The sequence below is a fragment of the Empedobacter sp. GD03865 genome, assembly GCF_029840775.1.
In the GTDB taxonomy this organism is placed as follows: domain Bacteria; phylum Bacteroidota; class Bacteroidia; order Flavobacteriales; family Weeksellaceae; genus Empedobacter; species Empedobacter falsenii_B.
Genome location: NZ_JAOCDF010000026.1, coordinates 36733 through 52693, shown reverse-complemented (window position 1 = coordinate 52693; position 15961 = coordinate 36733). Strand labels below are relative to the sequence as shown.

Below are 15961 nucleotides of genomic sequence, written 5' to 3'. Positions count from 1 at the left end.
ATTAATCCCCACATAAACTAAAATTGTTAATAGTAATAGATATAAAATATAGTAACCTTTAAAAAAAAAACTTTGGAACCAATATATAAATATTAATATATGTTTTTAATACAAATACTACAAATAGTAAAAGAATAACATAATATCTATATACACCATAATAATTAGATGCAAACGTAGAACTATATATCACTAATAAAAATCCAACTATAAAAAGTAAATGACGAGAAAATCTAAACTTTTTATCTACTAAAAAATTTATGATTTTTTGATTTTTTGATTGAGGTAACAATGAATTCATTTTTATAAAAATCTTATCTATAACAAAGGTAATTGATTAATCTATTCCATTATTAAAGTTTATACGAACCAACGTTTTTATTATACTTCTTCTTTTTTTTTCTGGTTGGTATAAAAAAATCTAGTGTTGGTATAAAAAACGATCAAAACTATTTTTTTATACTTTTCTTAGCTATTCAATTTACAAAACATGAAATACTATGAGTGTGAAAAATTTTAATTTTTGGGTAAATAAGTTAAATCTTCTAAATTTTTCTGCAACAGAAAAAGAAGATAAAATTATTCAAATAACAGATTTAAATCGTTTTATACAATGCTACGATCCGACATTAGAAATTGTAGATTGTATACATCATGATTTTTGTATTATTGAGAAGAATGAACATATTAAAGAAGTAAAGTTAATGGATATTTCTAATCTTAAAAATAACGAAACAATTTCTATAAATAGAAACAAAGAATCTTGGTTTGTTCTTGTAAATGACAAATTAGACACAACCTTAAAATCAATTTTAAAAACAATAGAAGAACACAATATCAGTAAGATTTATGATAAGGTATTTGTCTTCAATTTTTTCCAATCGAGTATTCACGAAATCAAATAAAAATTAATGCATTCAATACAACAAAAAGCAATTACAAGCTTATTGCTTTTACTTTCAACTTTGTCATTCGCTCAAAAAAAAGATAGTATTCAAAAAAGAGCTGTCGTTTTTGTTGCAGATAAATTCCCCTCTACCCGTGTTCTTAATGTAGAATATACAAATCTTACACCTTATAAATTTTCTCAAAAGTTAGAAGATAGCAACTTTAATTTACCCGAAAGTAAAGTGAAAAACTTTCAACAAATAAAGGCAAATGCGAATTTATATTTTTTCAAAAAAGAAAAATGGACGATATCTACAGCACTTAATTATAAGTACACGACAGCAAATATAGATAACCTTAGTTCTACTATGAATGAAACGAAACAAAACTTTCATTATCATTCGGAAGCTGTAACTGCAAGTCATATTTCTAAACTATGGAAAAAAACAGCAATTTATTCAGCTACTCTATCAGTTGATGGTAACGAAAATAGTTTTGAAAGATTCCGTGGTTTACTAACAGGTAGTATAATGATTACAGCAAACGAAAGAACCAAATTACTTTTAGGTTTAGCTGTAATTATAGACCCTAGTTCGCAAGTACCTACATTCCCCATTATTTCTTATGAGCATAAATTTAAAAATGGTTGGATAGCCGATATCATACTTCCAAAAAGAGTAATGATGAAAAAAAATGTATTTAATAATGGTCGATTTTCTCTTGGTAGTGAAATGGATGTTACATCATTCTATTTTAACCAATCGAATAAAACATTTGAATTTAGACAAACAGAAATTAATAGTGGTGTAATGTATGAACATAGAATTGGTGATTTTATTGGTACTGTAAAAACAGGACTACGTAGCATTCCTACTGGAAGAATCTTTGAAAAAAATGAATCTTTTAATGACTATATATATGAGTATAAACCAAAATCATCTTTCTATTTCAACTTTGGTATATCATACAACCCATTTGGTAATAAAAAACGATAAATAACATACGTTTGTTGCGATTTCATTAAATAAAATAAAAAGTATAGTAATAAAAAATAAATTTGTCGTAAATTCGCACCCATAAATTTCAAGGATGCAAAACATTAGAAATATTGCGATTATCGCACACGTTGACCACGGTAAAACTACATTGGTTGACAAAATTCTTCACAGCGGAAACGTTTTTAGAGAAAACCAAGAGTCTGGTGAATTAATCATGGATAACAATGATATCGAGCGTGAGAGAGGGATTACGATCTTTTCTAAAAATGCTTCGGTAGATTATAAAGGTGTAAAAATCAATGTGATTGACACTCCTGGTCACGCGGATTTCGGTGGAGAAGTTGAGCGTGTGTTGAAAATGGCTGATGGGGTTATCTTATTAGTAGATGCTTTCGAAGGACCAATGCCACAAACGCGTTTTGTTTTGAGTAAAGCATTAGAATTAGGATTAAAACCATTAGTTGTAATTAACAAAGTTGACAAAGAAAACTGTCGTCCTGATGAGGTATATGACAAAGTTTTCGAATTATTCTTCAACTTAGATGCAACAGAAGAGCAATTGGAGTTTCCAGCATTCTATGGTTCATCTAAACAAGGATGGTTCAATACAGAAAATGTACGTGTAGACGATATTTCTCCATTAATGGATGGTATTCTTGAACATGTTCCTGCTCCAGAAGCTTACGAAGGTTCTTTACAAATGCAAATTACATCTTTAGATTATTCTAAATTCTTAGGACGTATTGCAGTTGGTAAAGTAAGCCGTGGTGTTATTAAAGAAGGGGATTGGGTTGCTTTAACAAAACCTGATGGAACGTTCAAAAAACATAAAATCAAAGAATTATATACATTTGCTGGTTTAGGTAAAGTAAAAGCTACTGAGGTAAAAGCGGGTGATATTTGTGCTGTTGTTGGTATCGATGGTTTCCAAATTGGAGATACAATTGCAGATCCAGAAAATCCAGAAGCATTACCAGTTATGCATATCGACGAGCCTACAATGAATATGTCTTTCGGAATTAACAACTCTCCATTCTTTGGTAAAGATGGTAAATTTGTTACTTCTCGTCACTTAGTAGAGCGTTTAGAAGATGAGTTAGAGCGTAACTTAGCTTTACGTGTAGAACCAACAGAAGATTCTAATACACAATTAGTTTACGGACGTGGTATCATGCACTTATCTGTATTAATCGAAACGATGCGTCGCGAAGGTTATGAGTTAACAGTTGGGCAGCCACAAGTAATCTTAAAAGATATTGATGGTGTAAAATGTGAACCATATGAAACATTAGTAATTGATGTTCCAGATGATTATTCTTCTAAAGCAATCGACTTAGTAACTCAACGTAAGGGTGATTTATTAGTTATGGAGGCGAAAGAAGGAATGCAACACTTAGAATTCGAAATTCCATCTCGTGGATTAATCGGATTACGTTCTCAAATGTTAACTTCTACTGCTGGTGAAGCTGTAATGGCACACACTTTCTTAGAATATAAACCATTCAAAGGAGCAATCGCTGGTCGTTCTGCAGGTGTAATTATTTCAAAAGATCAAGGTACATCAACTCCTTATTCTATTGATAAATTACAAGATCGTGGAAAATTCTTTATCGAGCCAGGTGAAGAAGTTTACGAAGGAATGATTATCGGAGAGCATTCTCGTAACAATGATTTAGTAGTAAATGTTGTTGAAGCTAAAAAATTGAACAATATCCGTGCAGCTGGTAAAGATGATTCATCTTCTATCGCTCCAAAAACAGAAATGACTTTGGAAGAATGTATGGAATATATCCAAGCTGATGAATGTATCGAGGTAACTCCAAATTTCATCCGTTTACGTAAAATTCACTTAAAAGAAGTAGATCGTAAGCGTTTCGAAAAATCAATGAGCTAATCATTTGAAATTATATATCACAAAAAAACCAGAAGTTAATCTTCTGGTTTTTTGTTTTAAATAGATTCGATTTTATTTTTAAGTGCTTTAATTGCGAAATTTAATTCATCTTTAGAAGCGTTATATTCTACTATTTCACCTTTAATTTTGAATCTCGAAACATTAAAACCTTCTTCAATATCATTGTACCAAATCAAATAATTTTCGTATACAGCAACTACCCAAAAATTATCCTCAATAACATCATCACATTTCCATATTTCAGGAGAAATTTTAATTTGATTCCAAAATAATAAAGTTTTGTCCTCCATATTTTGTTCCGAAAAATAAATTTCGAGCATCAAATCCTTTTTAGGAAAATTTATCCAATTATTCATTAATAAGTACTTTTTAATAAAATCCAATCTTCAAATTTTTGAGTTTGAGTTGAATTTGGTTCAGTCCATTCGATAATATACCAATAACTATCGGAAGGTAGCGCTTTTCCATTCAATTTTCCATCCCATGTATAATTGTTTGCTTCCGAACCTGTAAATAATAATTTTCCTTTTCGATTATAAATGACAAATTTCGGATTGATTTTACTTTTTAATTGCGAATAATCCAACACATCATTTTTACCATCACCATTTGGAGAAATAAAATTGATTAGTTTAATCAGCGAAAATTCTTTCGAAATAGGCAAACAATTATCTGCCGATTTCACAGAAATTGTATGAGTTCCTAAAGTTACATTTGTGAAAATATTTGAAGATTGAAAAGTGCCATTATCCAATGAATACAGATATGGAGGCGTAGATCCAGTGACTTTTATGGTCACCGTAGAACCTTGAATTTCGATAGATTGAATAGTTGGATCTTCGGCTTCAATAACTTTTACTTCTTGTGTATAAAAACAACCATTCAATCCTAACTTCACATAATAAGTTCCAACAGGAACATTTGTAATTGATTGATTTTTGTCGCCATTATGTAACCATTCGTAAGTTTTAAATCCTGGACCTGCGTCTAAAGTCGTCGTTGTTCCTTTGCAAATTGTAAGATCTTTTAAGGTTGATGATTTTCCTGATTGTTTGAAAATAAAATGAATTGGAGCAACGTTTTCGCATAAACCATTTTGTCTAAATCTTATCCAAAATGTTTGATCAGAATTGATAGTTCGTGTTGCGTTGATTGTATTTTGTCTATTTTTTGCATCAGCTTCGCTTAAATAATAAGTTGGAGATCCATAAATACCTGTAACCAAGTCATCAACATAATCTGATAAATTGATTTCTTCATTATTACTTAAATCCTCATCACAAATTTCTATTGGAGGAATTATGTTTGCAACACTTAAATGATTTAATGTAAAAGTAATTTCTTTAATAATAGGCTTACAAGTTTCGATTTGAACACGAATCCAAACTTCTTTAGATGTCTGAATTTCATTTAATTCGAAATTCGTTATTTCAGCAGAAATATTATCATTAGCATCTTGTTCAGTTTCAAAATATTTCACTTGATGATTAGAGTAATCTTCTACAATTCTATCAGTATAGTCATTTAAATTTATTTGTGCTTTTCCATCTAAATCATCATCACAAATAGAAAAACGATTTTGATATATTTGCGGTTCTTTTTGTACAGAAACATTAATATGTCCTTTCAAAGAACAACCTGTATTTTGTGTAATTTCTACTTCGTAATAACCAGTTTCGGTTACTATTAATTTTCCGTTTGTTTCACCAATAATTTCTTCACCATTTTTGTACCATTTATAGGCTGTAGCATTGGTAGTTGTAGCATCTATTGTTGCAGATGTTCCAGAGCATAATATAACATCAGAACCTAAACTTTTTGACCCTACAAAACTTCCAGCTTTCAAAAAAACGGCAGAATCATAACGACCTCTTGAATCTCCATGATCGGCAATAACCAATTTGATGTGATATTTTGTATCAGCTTCTATTTGTGCGTTTGCTTTCAAAACTTTTGTTTGTCCATTGAAATTCGTTGGACTATTTGCAGAATTAAAACCTCCAAAATATGATATATTTCGAGGGCAATCTCTTGCGCCATTTATAGTTAATGAAGTAACAGGAATAGTTGTATTTGGAATTAATGCAATGTTTTGATAAGGTTCAGAATTATCTGCTTTTTTGATTAAGAAGGCAAAAGCATCAGAGTATTGGCAATTACTTGATTGATATTCTTCTGAAAGAAACATATATTCGAAACTAATTTGATTTGTTGTAAGGTTTGATACAAAATCAAATTCAAGAGATGTTGCATTTAAAATATTATCATGAGGTAAATTAGATTTTATCAAAATATCAATTAAATCTTGATCTCCTCCCCAATTACTTCCCCAAAAATCTTGCAAAGATGAATTTGGACCTTCAGCAGCTTTTGCTTTTCCTGTAGATAAAATAATTCCTTCGGAAAGATCAAAATTACTAGTTCCTTTTGTAAAATAACCATAGCTTATTTCATCATAAGCTCTATTGTAACCAGAAATATTAATATTAGAAATAGTAATACAACCTGTGTTTGTCCCAATAAATTTATCAATTAATTGTTCTTTCGATAAAGATGTATCTACCTGAATATATTGACCAAATAAAAAACTATTTAGTGTAAAAGTAAAAAAGAGTAGGAGAATTATTTTTGAATAAAAGTGTTTCATGAAAAAATAATTTAGACAAAAAAACTGCTAAATAACTTTAAAATATAAAGTTTATTTAACAGTTTTAGGAATTTTATTTATCGAAAAATAGTCTTAACCTATTTTTCCTAAATTTTCTGCAATAGTTTCAATGAAAGATGTCAATGGTTTTTTTGCCATCATTTCGATCATCATATTGAAATTTCCATCAAAATCTAACGTAACATCAGATGAATTATCGTCAACTGCATCAATAGAAATTGTCAAAGTATATTCAAAAGCAGGTGCAGGAGATTCGAAAACAATTTTCGATGGCTCAACTGTCTCTTTCAAACGCATTCCAACCTTTGGTAAAGCACCAACACCAACTGTAAATCCTTTTCCAGATTCGTGAATTTCAAACGATTTTGTGTCCTCTGGCATCAATTGCTCATAATTCTTCATATCCAACAAAAAAGTGTATGCTTCTTGTTGATTTTTTTCAAAACGGACTTTATTTGTATTTACCTTCATATCCTTGTGAGTTTTTTATAAATTTGTAACAAATCGTTCAAATGTACAAAGTTTTTTTTAATGAAAGTTTGTTAACTTTCAGCAACCAATCTAATCCAGAAGCAAAAAATATTTTGTTTCAAAATGAAGCTCAATTTGATGAATCTTTTCATTTATTATCATCAAAAGCAGCAACTTTAGTCAATATTTTTAGTGAAGATATTGATGATGTTTGGACGAAATTCTTAAAATATTACAAACATATTCAAGCTGCAGGCGGAATTGTTCGTAATCCGCAAGACGATTATTTGTTCATTTTCAGACTTGGAAAATGGGATTTGCCAAAAGGGAAAATGGAGAAAGGAGAATCGAGAGAACAATCTGCAATTCGTGAAATTGAAGAAGAGTGTAGTTTGACAAATTTGGAGTTGAAACGATTTTTAATACCAACTTTTCATATTTATTTTTTGAGAGAATATATTATCAAAGAAACATTTTGGTTCGAAGTTTTTTATGACGGTGTTGAATTGCCTTTGCCACAAACTGAAGAAGGAATTGAGTCGGTTGAATGGAAAAAAGAGAATGAAATTCCTGAGTTATTAGAAAATTCTTATCCAAATATTAAATTATTGATGGATAATTATTTAAATTTGAACTAAATAAAATTAATATGAAAAAATATATATTAACTTTTTGTGCCTTAACATCTTTTGCTTTGACAACTAATGCTCAAACGAAAAAAGAAACCAAGGTTAAAACTGAAAAAGCTTCTAAATCTCAATCAAAAATTTTAGATAACGGAACCGCAAAAATAGACGATTTATATGCGTATCAAGTGTATGGAGAATCGTTTGATATCAAAAATACATTAACAAAAAACGAGCTTGGAAAGTTATATGATAACATGAAAAGTGGTGATTCTTTGGAAAATGTTCAGTTTGTTTCGACGATAGAATCTGTTTGCAAAAAGAAAGGTTGTTGGATGAAAGTTGATCTTGGAAAAGGCGAAGAACAGTCGTTTGTGCGTTTCAAAGATTATGGTTTTTTTATGCCTTTAGATGGTGAAAAAGCGAATGTTGTCGTGCACGGAAAAGCTTTTGTTAGTGAAATTTCTGTTGAGAAATTGCGTCATTATGCAGAAGATGCAGGACAATCGAAAGAAGAAATTGCGAAAATTACAAAACCTCAGTTGCAATATAATTTTGAAGCTGATGGAGTTTATTTGAAAGAAAACTAAGATTTTTAACTCAATAATTAATCAAAACCTTTCTATTTTTTGAAAGGTTTTTTTATGAAATCAATTCTATACAATATGACAAACTTATTTCAAGCCAATCCAAATCAGTATTTTTCATTGATCGGAAAATCGATGAATGATGAATTATTTCAATCATTTCAAAATGAATTTGAATCTGACATTTCAGAGCAAAATATTCCTCAAGGAAAAATTGTGTTGTACAAAGAAAAAGGTATTTCGGTGAAAATTGTTGATGAAATGATTGTTTCGATTAAATTTTATCTTTCTCCAAATCCAATTTGTAAGGTGTATGAAGGTCAAAATATTTTTGATTTGAATCGAAATATTGATGAAACTCAAGTTCGTAAAAGTAATGATTATCAAAGAATTATTAATAATGATCCAAATCGTTTAGCAAATGATTATAGTCGTTTAAATTGTTTATTCTCTTTTGATTCGATGACAGGAGAATTCTTAACGATTGAAATATTAAACAAATTATAAGATGTTTTTCTGCTGAAAATTTTAGATATTTATCGTTTAATAATAAACCTTAAATGAAAAAATCTTTAAGTATTGTTCTGTTTATGTTAACTCTTTCAGCTTTTGCGCAGTTGAAAGTTAATAATACAGTATCTTATTATTCGATGAAAGCAACTTTTAATCTAGATAATCAAGAAATTGTAGATAAAATTAAAAATCTTGGAGACAAAATTCTTGCGACAAAAAATATAAATAATACGAATACGTAAAAAATGAGCTACAATTATTTTGTAGCTTTTTTTGTGTTAACGCTTCGTTAACCGTTCATTAACCTACGCAAATTAATCTTTTTCAGAATTTTATAAAAAATAAAAATATGAAAAAGATACTATTAATTGGAGCTATTTTGATAACAGCTTTTACTTGTCAAGCCCAGACTGCAACTGCGGTCACGAAAACAAAAACATCGGGGACAACAACTCATTCTACAGTTTCGATAAATGTGAGCGATAGCAACGAAGTTTATTCGTATTCGGCAATTTTTGATAAACCAAAATCTAAAGCTGCAATAAATGAAATAGAGAAATCTTTTGGAAAGCCAACGACTGAAGGAAAAAACTATGTTTGGAGAGAAGGAGAATCTTTAGAAATAAAGGCTCGTGAAGGAAAAATTTCGATAGAGTTTGAAAAAGGTTCTACAAAATTATATGAAAAAGTAAAAGAATTGGGTGAATCTATTTCTGTGGTTGTCGGAGAAAAATAATCATTCTAAAACATAAAAACGGAAGTCAAATTTGACTTCCGTTTTTTTATTATTTTAATTCTCTATACTTAAAATCTTTTCCAAAAAAGTAATTCCATATCAAGCTAATAAGAATCAAATTTGCTATTCCACGAATTGTTATAAATATCCCGAAATTACCAAAACGTTTGTATTTAATATGTGATAATTCTTCTTGATGATTAACTATATATTCGTATAAATAATAATCAAAAACTAACATCGAAAGGCTAAAAAGAGCTAAAATAACATAATGAAAGCGTATTATGTCTTTAATTTTTTTTAGATTTTTATACAATAATACAGCTCCAATAAAAGAAAAAAATACGCTTGAATGAAAAACAATTTCAGTTATAGTATGAAGTTTCGGAACCTCATTATTTTCTTCAATATCTTCAACTAAATTTGGCTCGAAAGAATTCTTCTTTTCTTCTTTTTCGTGATAAATAATTTTAGATGAAATTAAATTTTTAATTCGAGTTGTTTCAATTTCAGAAAACTGAACATTTCGTTCATTTTTTAAAATTTCGAAAGCCATTTTTATTGCTTCAGGAACAAATCTAGAATCATCTTTGATATAAGAATTTAATTCATTTGTAGACAGCTTCTGAAGAACGCTTCTTTTAACTTGCATTAATTTAATCCTTATAAATCAAATATTTTGTTCTTATTTTCTTGAAAGCTTCCAAATCTTTTTGCCAAGTTGCTTTTATTTCTTCTTCTGATAAACCTGCTTCTATTTGTTTGCGCAATTCATCAGTTCCAGAAAGTTGATCAATCCACAACTTTTTACCATTCATCGTCCAAAAAGGTTGTTTCGTATTGTTTTTATACGCATTAATAAGCCATTTTAAATTGATGGCAGATTGATACGGAACATTCGATAAATCTTCACCGTAACAAACTTCATCTTTGAATTTTGGACTTGTTGCACCAGGTTTTGAAGTTGGCGTATATTGATAAGGCATATTTTTTAGGAATGGTGAACCATAAACTTGAAACTGAATATCTGTTCCACGACCTTCGTTGACGTTTGTTCCTTCAAACAAACATGTACTTGGATACAAATTGATCGCATGAGCATTTGGTAAATTTGGTGATGGTTTTACTGGTAAATTATACTTGGATTGATGGGTATAATTGATAAGTGGAATAATTTCCAAATCTGCTTTTACACCATTTGCTAGCCAACCTTCACCGTTTATCATTTGTGCATATTCGCCAATCGTCATTCCATAAACAATCGGAACATTGTGCATTCCAACAAATGATTTGTACTCGTTTTTCATTACAGGTCCGTCCACATAATGTCCGTTCGGATTTGGTCTATCCAATACAATTACTTTCTTACCATTTTCAGCCGCAGCCTCCAAAACATAATGCAAAGTAGAAATATATGTGTAAAAACGCGCACCAACATCTTGCATGTCAAAAATCAAAACATCTACATCAGCAATCTGATTAGTTTTTGGTTTTTTATTATCACCATAAAGCGAAATAATTGGCAAGTTAGTTTTTGCGTCAACACCAGATTTTACTTTAGCACCAGCATCAGCATCTCCACGAAAACCGTGTTCTGGCGAATATAATTTTATAACATTGATGTTATTTTTTAATAACAAATCAACTGTATGCATCGTTGTTCCATTAATTGTTGCAATGCCTGTTTGATTAGAAACTAATCCAACTTTTTTACCTTTCAATTTCGAAAGATAGTTAGTTGTATTTTCTGCTCCAACAAGAATAGTTGAATGATTATCTATCGTTTTTGATGTATTATTTTGAGCTAAAATTGGAGTAGAAAAGCCGAAAAAAATAACTGAACTAAGTAAACCAATTGATGTATATTTGACAAAGTTTTTCATTTCGTTTTGAATCATTTGAATTTAGACGAATTTAAAGCCTAAAGTTAGTTTTAATCTTATAAAAAATATATAATTTGAGTTTTTCTTGGTGGTTTTCAAAAAAAATTGCGCTTGGTAAAAATACTAAAAATAACTTATCGAGTATTATTATTCGAGTAGGTCAAATTGCGGTAGCATTAGGGTTGATTGTTTCTTTGGTGACAATTTCGACTGGTGTTGGAGCAAGAATGGCAATCAAAGAAAAATTGGCCGATTTTAATGGTCATATTACGATTAGAAACTATAATAGTAATACGTCATTAAATTCCGATTCATTATCACTTCATCAAGCTTTTTATCCAAAGTTTAAATCGATTCCAGAAATAGAACATGTACAAGCAATTGCCAATAAAAGTGGTGTTATCCGAACGGATGAAAACTTTAGTGGTGTGGTGTTCAAAGGAGTTGGAACAGATTATGATTCGGTTCGTTTCGAGAAATTTATGGTAAAAGGACATTTTCCACGAATCAATAAAGATTCGATAATGGATGAGGTTTTATTATCGAAAAAGATTGCGGACGAAATGAAATTGGATGTGGATAGTTCGTTTGTGATGTATTTTATTCAAGAGGATACGAAGCCAATTTATCGTCGATTTACCATTTCTGGATTATTCATAACAGATATCAAAAACTTTGACGATCAAATAATGTTTGGTGACATCAAGCATGTACAACGTCTTAATCGCTGGGATTCGAATACAGTTGGCGGTTTCGAATTATTTGTAAAAGATGTCGAAAATATTGATCCTGTTGCAAAGCGTGTGCAAGAAAATATTCCATACAATTTATATGCAGAATCTGCTACGGCTTCATTTGCTCAGATCAACGATTGGATTTCTATTTTCGATAAAAATATTGTCATTATTCTTTTTATCATGCTTTTTGTGGTGGTGATTAATATGGTGATGGTTTTATTGATTTTAATTTTAGAACGAACACATTCAATTGGAATTTTAAAAGCATTTGGTGCGACAAATTGGCGAATCCGAAAATTATTCATTAATTACGCATTATTTATTATGTTACCAGGATTAATTGCTGGAAATGCAATTGGACTTGGATTATTATTCATTCAGAAATATTTCGGAATTATCAAACTTCCGGCAGAAAACTATTATTTATCAACAGCTCCAGTCTATTTAGATGTTGGCACAATTGTTTTATTGAATGCAGGAGCGTTATTAGTTTGTGCAATTGTATTACTTTTGCCTTCGTATATGATATCTAAAATTACACCTGCAAAAGCGATTAATTTTAGATAAAATTTAATGTTTTAATTTAAAAGTTAGAAAAAAATGAAATACGCAAACAATATATTAGAAACGATTGGGAATACACCTTTGGTTAAAATTAATAAGATTACAAAGGATTTACCATGTACAGTTTTAGCAAAAGTTGAATATTTTAACCCTGGTCATTCTTGTAAAGATCGTATGGCGTTAAAAATGGTTGAAGATGCCGAAAAAGATGGTCGTTTAGTTCCAGGAGGTACAATTATCGAAGGTACTTCTGGTAACACAGGAATGGGATTGGCTTTGGCTGCTGTGATCAAAGGTTACAAATTAATTTGTGTGATTACAGACAAACAATCGAAAGAGAAAATGGATATTTTGCGCGCTGTTGGAGCAAAAGTTGTCGTTTGTCCTACAGATGTTGAGCCAGATGATCCACGTTCTTATTATTCAGTTTCGAAACGTTTGGCACAAGAAACGCCGAATGGTTGGTATGTCAATCAGTACGATAATCCATCGAATGCACAAGCGAATTATGAGCAAACTGGACCAGAAATTTGGGAACAGACAGAAGGAAAAGTAACGCATTTTATTGTTGGAGTAGGAACTGGAGGAACAATTTCAGGTGTTGGAAAATACTTGAAAGAAAAAAATCCTAACATTAAAATTTGGGGAGTTGATACGTATGGATCAGTTTTCAAAAAATATAAAGAAACTGGAATTTTCGATGAAAATGAAGTGTATTCTTATGTAACAGAAGGAATTGGTGAAGATATTTTACCTGAAAACGTAGATTTTGATATTATTGATGGATTTACAAAAGTGACTGATAAAGATGCAGCGGTTTATACGCGTCGTTTAGCTTTAGAGGAAGGTTTGTTTGTCGGAATGTCTTCGGGTTCTGCGATCAAAGGATTATTACAAATGAAAGACGAATTCGGACCAGATGATGTTGTAGTGGTTTTATTCCACGATTCAGGTTCTCGTTACGTAGGAAAAATCTTTAATGATGATTGGATGCGTGACAGAGGATATTTGGACGAAGAAATCAAAACGGCTGTGGATTTGATTAAAGAACATGTCGATAAACCTTTGGTAACGGTTCGTACAGAGGAATTGGCTTCTCATGCAATTGATCGTATGCGTCGTTTCAAAATTTCTCAAATTCCAGTAATGGATGTAAATGGAATTGTTGGTTCTTTGGATGAATCAGATTTGTTTCAAGCATTTTTAGAAGATAGAAATGTTGCTGAAAAACCTGTTCATGAAATTATGGGAAAACCTTATCCAGTTGTTAAAGCAGGAACATCTATTGAAGAAGTTTCGAAGTTAATTACAAAGGATAATCAAGCTGTTTTAATAGAATTAGAAAACGGAAAATATCATATCATCACAAAATATGATATTATTAACTCGATTAAATAACAAAAATCCTATCTTTGAAGCGATATGGGAATTGTATTAAAAGGTCAGAATTTAGTAAAAGATTACGGTAAAAAACACGTCGTAAAAAATGTGTCTTTTCAAGTAGAACAAGGAGAAATTATTGGATTATTAGGACCAAATGGTGCTGGTAAAACGACTTCTTTCTATATGATTGTTGGTTTAGTAAAGGCTACGCAAGGAAAAGTTTTTTTAGATAAACAAGATATCACAAACGATGCGATGTACAAACGCGCGCAAAAAGGTATTGGATATTTGGCGCAAGAAGCCTCTGTTTTTCGTAAACTTTCTGTAGAAGATAACATCAAATCTGTTTTACAATTCACGAAACATTCCAAAAAAGAACAACAAATGCGTACAGATGCTTTGATTGAAGAGTTTTCGTTAGAGCATGTTCGTAAAAATCGTGGAGATTTACTTTCTGGAGGTGAGCGTCGTCGTTGCGAAATTGCACGTTGTTTGGCAACAGAACCTAATTTTATCTTATTAGATGAGCCTTTTGCTGGAGTTGACCCAATTGCGGTTGAGGATATTCAGAAGATTGTACGTTCGTTAAAAGATAAAAATATCGGAATCTTAATTACCGATCATAATGTATCGCAAACGCTTGCAATTACCGATAAAACGTATATTATGTTCGAAGGTAAAATCTTGAAAGAAGGTTCGCCAGAAGAATTAGCAAATGATGAAGATGTTCGTCGCGTTTATCTAGGTGAAAACTTTATGTATCAGCAGATATAAATTACAATATAGTATTTTCTAAACCACTCAATTTTGAGTGGTTTTTTTTTGTTTTAAAAAACTTCAAAATCATCTAAAATTAAAATTTGCTTAATTTTAAAAATTTCTGATTTTAATAGTTGCTTTTTCGATATATTTAACTACTAAAACTTACTGATAAAGAATGCTAAAACTTAATTATTATTTTATTTGCTTAATTTCAATTTTTGTGTTGAATAGCTGTACACACGAAGAAGATGCGATAAAAGAACCAAAAAAATCTACAAATAGAGCAGGAGTGGTGCTTACGTTTGATGATGATTATGTGGACGAATGGTTCAATGCGAATATAAAATTGAAACAATACAATTGGAAAGGAACGTTCTATGTAACGCATTTTGATAAGCTTTCGGAGAGTCAAATACGTGAGTTAACTTATCTGCAACAAAACGGAAATGAGATTGCTGCGCATGGTTTAAATCACGTTCATACAACAAAGTATATAAAAGAATTTGGAGGAAAAGAATTTATTGATAAAGAAATCGCTCCAATGCTAACTTTGATGAAAAACAAAGGTCTTGATGTAACCGATTTTTCTTATCCTTATGGCGATCGAAGTGTAGAATCGGATCAATTACTTTTCAATCATTTTAAAACATTAAGAGGAACAACTTATGGAAACGAAGCGCCTAATTTTCAGAACTGTTATTATCAAAATAAACCTCTATTTTTTGGTTTAGGAATCGATAATAGTTACGCGCATTTTAGTGTACCTTATTTTATTTCGTTGTTGCAATACGCAAAGGATAACAATAAGATAGTCGTTTTTTATGCGCATAAAACAGTTGCAAAAGCAACTAATAATTATGAAACTGAATTTAAAACCTTAGAAGAGATTTGCAAGTTTGTAAAGAACAATGATATGAAGTTTTATACGGTTAATGACTTACAAAAATTGAAATAAAAAAATGCTCAAATTCTTGAGCATTTTTCGTTTATTCTATAAAAAGTAAATCTCCTTTTTGGTTAACAGCTTCTTTGAAATAAAGATAAACATCTTGTATATCAAAACGTCTAAAATTGATTGCATTAGAAATATTTTGTTCAGGAAGTTGATAAATCATTTCAAAATTTAACATGCTACCAAAACCAGAACTCTCGATTTTTTCGACCAAAATTCCTAAAGATTCTAATCGTTCAATCAACCGATTAATTTCCAAATCATTATGTTTCATAATC

At 30.3% G+C, this 15961-nt stretch carries 18 protein-coding genes; 12 read left to right on the top strand and 6 right to left on the bottom strand.

Going from position 1 to position 15961, the window contains the following annotated elements:
• Positions 1–500: 500 nt before the first annotated feature.
• From N5D46_RS10515 to typA, 3 genes are all read left to right on the top strand, one after another.
• Entirely contained in the window at positions 501–905 is a 405-nt protein-coding gene (locus N5D46_RS10515; protein ID WP_038334505.1) for a hypothetical protein, read from the top strand.
• 6 nt (positions 906–911) lie between these two features.
• Complete coding sequence (locus N5D46_RS10510; protein WP_038334506.1) at positions 912–1883, top strand: hypothetical protein; 972 nt, start codon at positions 912–914, stop codon at positions 1881–1883.
• Positions 1884–1977: 94 nt separating this feature from the next.
• Positions 1978–3780: a translational GTPase TypA gene (typA, locus tag N5D46_RS10505; RefSeq protein ID WP_221854374.1), complete on the top strand. Its 1803-nt coding sequence runs from the start codon at positions 1978–1980 to the stop codon at positions 3778–3780.
• 56 nt (positions 3781–3836) lie between these two features.
• On the opposite strand, the gene N5D46_RS10500 is transcribed toward typA, so the two are convergent.
• The 3 genes from N5D46_RS10500 to N5D46_RS10490 form a co-directional block, all read right to left on the bottom strand.
• Entirely contained in the window at positions 3837–4157 is a 321-nt protein-coding gene (locus N5D46_RS10500; protein WP_125348788.1) for a hypothetical protein, read from the bottom strand.
• Positions 4157–6448, bottom strand: coding sequence for a choice-of-anchor L domain-containing protein (locus N5D46_RS10495; RefSeq protein ID WP_280049920.1), 2292 nt, complete (start codon positions 6446–6448; stop codon positions 4157–4159). The genes N5D46_RS10500 and N5D46_RS10495 overlap by 1 nt, the downstream gene beginning before the upstream one ends.
• Positions 6449–6541: 93 nt before the next feature.
• A complete protein-coding gene (locus tag N5D46_RS10490) occupies positions 6542–6940 on the bottom strand; it encodes a hypothetical protein (RefSeq protein ID WP_280049919.1) in 399 nt (132 codons plus the stop codon).
• A gap of 41 nt (positions 6941–6981) precedes the next feature.
• On the opposite strand from N5D46_RS10490, the gene N5D46_RS10485 reads away from it, so the two are divergent.
• The 5 genes from N5D46_RS10485 to N5D46_RS10465 all read left to right on the top strand — a co-directional run bounded on the left by N5D46_RS10485 (position 6982) and on the right by N5D46_RS10465 (position 9402).
• Complete coding sequence (locus N5D46_RS10485; protein WP_125348791.1) at positions 6982–7578, top strand: NUDIX domain-containing protein; 597 nt, start codon at positions 6982–6984, stop codon at positions 7576–7578.
• Positions 7579–7589: 11 nt separating this feature from the next.
• A complete protein-coding gene (locus N5D46_RS10480; protein ID WP_280049918.1) occupies positions 7590–8156 on the top strand; it encodes a DUF4920 domain-containing protein in 567 nt (188 codons plus the stop codon).
• Between the two features lie 54 nt (positions 8157–8210).
• A complete protein-coding gene (locus N5D46_RS10475; RefSeq protein WP_280049917.1) occupies positions 8211–8660 on the top strand; it encodes a hypothetical protein in 450 nt (149 codons plus the stop codon).
• A gap of 53 nt (positions 8661–8713) precedes the next feature.
• Complete coding sequence (locus tag N5D46_RS10470) at positions 8714–8908, top strand: hypothetical protein (RefSeq protein ID WP_280035537.1); 195 nt, start codon at positions 8714–8716, stop codon at positions 8906–8908.
• Between the two features lie 107 nt (positions 8909–9015).
• Positions 9016–9402, top strand: a complete 387-nt coding sequence (locus N5D46_RS10465) for a hypothetical protein (RefSeq protein ID WP_038334515.1) — start codon at positions 9016–9018, stop codon at positions 9400–9402.
• A 49-nt stretch (positions 9403–9451) separates the two neighbouring features.
• Here the strand turns inward: N5D46_RS10465 and N5D46_RS10460 are convergent, their stop codons facing one another.
• Positions 9452–10054: a hypothetical protein gene (locus tag N5D46_RS10460; RefSeq protein WP_280049916.1), complete on the bottom strand. Its 603-nt coding sequence runs from the start codon at positions 10052–10054 to the stop codon at positions 9452–9454.
• 4 nt (positions 10055–10058) lie between these two features.
• A complete protein-coding gene (locus tag N5D46_RS10455) occupies positions 10059–11285 on the bottom strand; it encodes a DUF1343 domain-containing protein (RefSeq protein ID WP_280049915.1) in 1227 nt (408 codons plus the stop codon).
• A 74-nt stretch (positions 11286–11359) separates the two neighbouring features.
• On the opposite strand from N5D46_RS10455, the gene N5D46_RS10450 reads away from it, so the two are divergent.
• The 4 genes from N5D46_RS10450 (at position 11360) to N5D46_RS10435 (ending at position 15686) form a co-directional block, all read left to right on the top strand.
• The gene (locus N5D46_RS10450) at positions 11360–12589 is read left to right on the top strand and encodes an FtsX-like permease family protein (RefSeq protein ID WP_280049914.1); all 1230 of its coding nucleotides are present in this window, start codon (positions 11360–11362) and stop codon (positions 12587–12589) included.
• Positions 12590–12622: 33 nt separating this feature from the next.
• Complete coding sequence (locus N5D46_RS10445; RefSeq protein ID WP_280035549.1) at positions 12623–13984, top strand: pyridoxal-phosphate dependent enzyme; 1362 nt, start codon at positions 12623–12625, stop codon at positions 13982–13984.
• Positions 13985–14014: 30 nt separating this feature from the next.
• Positions 14015–14743, top strand: coding sequence for an LPS export ABC transporter ATP-binding protein (lptB, locus tag N5D46_RS10440; protein ID WP_125348857.1), 729 nt, complete (start codon positions 14015–14017; stop codon positions 14741–14743).
• Between the two features lie 163 nt (positions 14744–14906).
• Positions 14907–15686 carry a polysaccharide deacetylase family protein gene (locus N5D46_RS10435; RefSeq protein ID WP_038334520.1) on the top strand — a complete coding sequence of 260 codons (780 nt, stop codon included), beginning with the start codon at positions 14907–14909 and terminating at the stop codon, positions 15684–15686.
• Positions 15687–15717: 31 nt separating this feature from the next.
• Here the strand turns inward: N5D46_RS10435 and N5D46_RS10430 are convergent, their stop codons facing one another.
• Positions 15718–15957 (bottom strand): hypothetical protein, encoded by a 240-nt coding sequence (locus N5D46_RS10430; protein ID WP_038334521.1) that lies wholly within the window; start codon positions 15955–15957, stop codon positions 15718–15720.
• Positions 15958–15961 lie beyond the last annotated feature (4 nt).